At 76.8% G+C, this 3,046-nt stretch carries 3 protein-coding genes and 1 pseudogene; all 4 read left to right on the forward strand.

The window, feature by feature from the left end; translation table 11 throughout:
- On the forward strand, positions 1–366 hold a 366-nt coding region (locus VIM26_RS09270; RefSeq protein ID WP_331950402.1), incomplete at its 5' end, for a DUF4129 domain-containing protein.
- A complete protein-coding gene (locus VIM26_RS09275; protein WP_331950404.1) occupies positions 363–1,625 on the forward strand; it encodes a DUF4350 domain-containing protein in 1,263 nt (420 codons plus the stop codon). The genes VIM26_RS09270 and VIM26_RS09275, both read left to right, overlap by 4 nt.
- Complete coding sequence (locus VIM26_RS09280) at positions 1,622–2,761, forward strand: AAA family ATPase (RefSeq protein WP_331950405.1); 1,140 nt, start codon at positions 1,622–1,624, stop codon at positions 2,759–2,761. Before VIM26_RS09275 ends, VIM26_RS09280 begins: the two co-directional genes overlap by 4 nt.
- Positions 2,762–2,786: 25 nt before the next feature.
- Positions 2,787–3,046: pseudogene (locus tag VIM26_RS09285) on the forward strand (DUF58 domain-containing protein); the annotation flags it as partial.

A 3,046-nucleotide genomic window follows, 5' to 3' on the forward strand; every position in this document is an offset into this window, starting at 1 on the left:
GTGCTCGGGGACGACGCGCGCAGCTCGACCGAGCTGCGCGCGGCCGCGGACGCGAGCGCGGCGCGCGGCGACTGGCCGGCCGCGGTGCTCGACCGGTTCCGCGCGATCGTGCGGGCCCTCGAGGAGCGCGCACTGCTCGACGAGCGGCCCGGCCGCACCGCGCACGAGGCCGCGGAGGCCGCCGGGACCCGGCTCCCGGACCACCTCACCGACCTGCGCAGGGCCGGGCGGATCTTCGACGAGGTCTGCTACGGCAAGGCCTCCCCGGGCCAGGACACCGACGCCTGGCTCAGTGCGCTGGACGCGCGCCTGGTGGCGACGCGTCCCGCGGCCCGGACCGTGCAGGCGCTGGTCGGCACGCCGTGAGCACACCTGTCGCGCCCTACTCGCCCACCCGCGTGCCCGATCGGGCGTCCGGCGAGACGTCCCCGCGTGCGCCGCGCGACGGCGGCGTCGTCATCGGGGACGGTACGACGGCGGCGACCCGGGCCAAGGTCCGCTGGCGCCGCTGGCGCTGGGTGATCGCGGTCGCCGCTCTCGTGGGCCTCGTCGGGGTCGCCTCGGTGCTGCCCGAGCCGCGCACCTCCGGGGTCGCGCTCGCGCCGGACAACCCCGCCAAGGGCGGCGCGCGGGCGCTCGCCCAGATCCTCGGCAGGCAAGGGGTCGACGTCACGTACGTCCGGACGTCCGGCGAGGCGAGCGCCGCGGCGAAGGCCGGCACCACGCTGCTGATTACGAACAGCTTCCTGCTCAGCGAGGATCAGGTCCACGAGCTCGCCCGAACCAAGGCCGATCTCGTCCTGCTCGATCCCCAGCCGCTCCTGCTGGACGCCGTGACGGACGCGGCCGACGTCGCCGACGTCGCACCGCTGAGCAAGCCGGGCGAACGCGACGCGCAGTGCGCTGACCCCGACGCTTCGGCCGCCGGGTCGATCCTCGCGGCGGGCGCCGGGTACATGGCCACCGGCAGTGCCGCGACGATCTGCTTCCGCGCGACCGACGGGGCCGCCGGGGCGTACCTGGCCGTCGACGACGGCGGGCGCCGGGTCGTCGCGCTGGGCGACCCGGCCGTACTGACCAACGCGACGCTCGCCTCCGCGGGCAACGCCGCGCTCGCGGTGCGGATGCTCGGCCACCACCGCCGGCTGACCTGGTACGTGCCGTCGACCGCTGACTTCGGCAAGGCGCCGGCCGCCGGGCCCGCCGTGAGCGACCTGCTGCCCCCGTGGGCCGGGCCGGTGGGGCTCCAGCTGCTGCTCGTGGCGCTGGTCGCCGGGCTGTGGCGCGGGCGCCGGCTCGGGCGGCTGGTGACCGAGCCGCTGCCGGTCACGGTGCGCGCGGCGGAGACCACCCGCGGGCGCGGGCGGCTGTACCGTCGCTCGCGGTCCTACGGGCACGCCGCGGCGGCGCTGCGCGCCGGGGTCGCGACGCGGTCGGCGGCGCGCATCGGGCTGCCGCGCAGCGCGGGGTCCGATGTGGTGATCGACGCGCTCGCGCGGGCCACCGGCCGGCGCGCGATCGACGTCGCCGCGCTGCTGTACGGACCACCACCGACCGACGACGCGGGGCTGGAGCACCTGGCCCGCGGGCTGGACCATTTGGAGAGCGAGGTTCACCGAACATGACCGAGGCATACCGCGAGGCCCCGACCGTCCCCGAGCCAGATCCGGCGCAGCCGGAGGTGGCGCGGCCCGAGGCGACGCAGCCGGAGACGACTCGGCCGGAGGCTCCGCAGCCGGAGGCTCCGCAGCCGGAGGCTCGGCAGCCGGACCAGGCGCACCCCGGACACGCCGCGGCGCCGCCGGCGCCGTCGACCGACCTGCGTGACGCCCTGGCCGCCGTGCGCGCGGAGGTCGCCAAGGCCGTCGTCGGGCAGGACGCCGCCGTGACGGGGCTGGTCATCGCGCTGCTGTGCCGCGGGCACGTGCTGCTCGAGGGGGTGCCCGGGGTCGCCAAGACGCTGCTCGTGCGGACCCTGTCGGCGGCGCTGGACCTCGACACCAAGCGCGTGCAGTTCACGCCGGACCTGATGCCCGGCGACGTCACGGGCTCGCTCGTGTACGACGCGCGGACGGCGGAGTTCAGCTTCCGCAAGGGCCCCGTGTTCACGAACCTGCTGCTCGCGGACGAGATCAACCGCACGCCCCCGAAGACCCAGGCGTCGCTGCTCGAGGCGATGGAGGAGAACCAGGTGAGCGTGGACGGGACGCCGCGCGCGCTGCCCGACCCGTTCCTGGTCATCGCGACCCAGAACCCGGTCGAGTACGAGGGCACCTACCCGCTCCCCGAGGCCCAGCTCGACCGGTTCCTGCTCAAGCTCGTGCTCCCGATGCCCGAGCGGCACCAGGAGATCGAGGTCCTCGCGCGGCACGCGGCCGGGTTCAACCCGCGGGACCTGCACGCCGCCGGGGTCCGGCCGGTCGCCGGCGCGCAGATGCTCGAGCGGGCCCGCGCCGAGGTCGCCCGCGTGCAGGTCGCCCCGGAGGTGCTCGGGTACGCGGTCGACGTGTGCCGCGCCACCCGGCAGTCCCCGTCGCTCTCGCTCGGCGTCTCCCCGCGCGGCGCGACGGCGCTGCTCGCGACGGCACGCGCCTGGGCCTGGCTCAGCGGGCGGACCTACGTCACGCCGGACGACGTCAAGGCGCTCGCGCACCCGACCCTGCGGCACCGCGTGCAGCTGCGCGCCGAGGCCGAGCTCGAGGGCGTCACCAGCGAGAGCGTGCTGGACACCGTGCTCGCTGCCGTCCCGGTCCCCCGCTGACGCCCGCCGAGACCGAGCCGCTGAGATGGCCCTGACCTGGCGTGCGGTTGCGCTCGCGGCGTTCGGCGTCGTGCCGGTGCTGCTGGTCCCCGTCCCGGGGACCGCGGTGCTGTGGGCGCTCGCCGTGCTCGGGCTGTGCGCGCTCGACGCCGCCCTGGCGACCTCGCCGCGGTCGATCGCCGTCGCGCGCTCGGTGCCGGGGTCGGTGCGGCTCACCGAGCAGGCCCGGTCGGTGCTCACGCTGACGAACCCGACCGAACGGCGGCTGCGCGCGCTGGTCCGCGA

The organism is Pengzhenrongella sp., assembly GCF_036565025.1.
Lineage (GTDB): Bacteria > Actinomycetota > Actinomycetes > Actinomycetales > Cellulomonadaceae > Pengzhenrongella.

Coding starts and splice junctions, on each gene's coding strand:
- VIM26_RS09280 (WP_331950405.1), top strand. CDS start 1,622: ATGACCGAGGCATACCGCGAGGCCCCGACCGTCCCCGAGCCAGATCCG.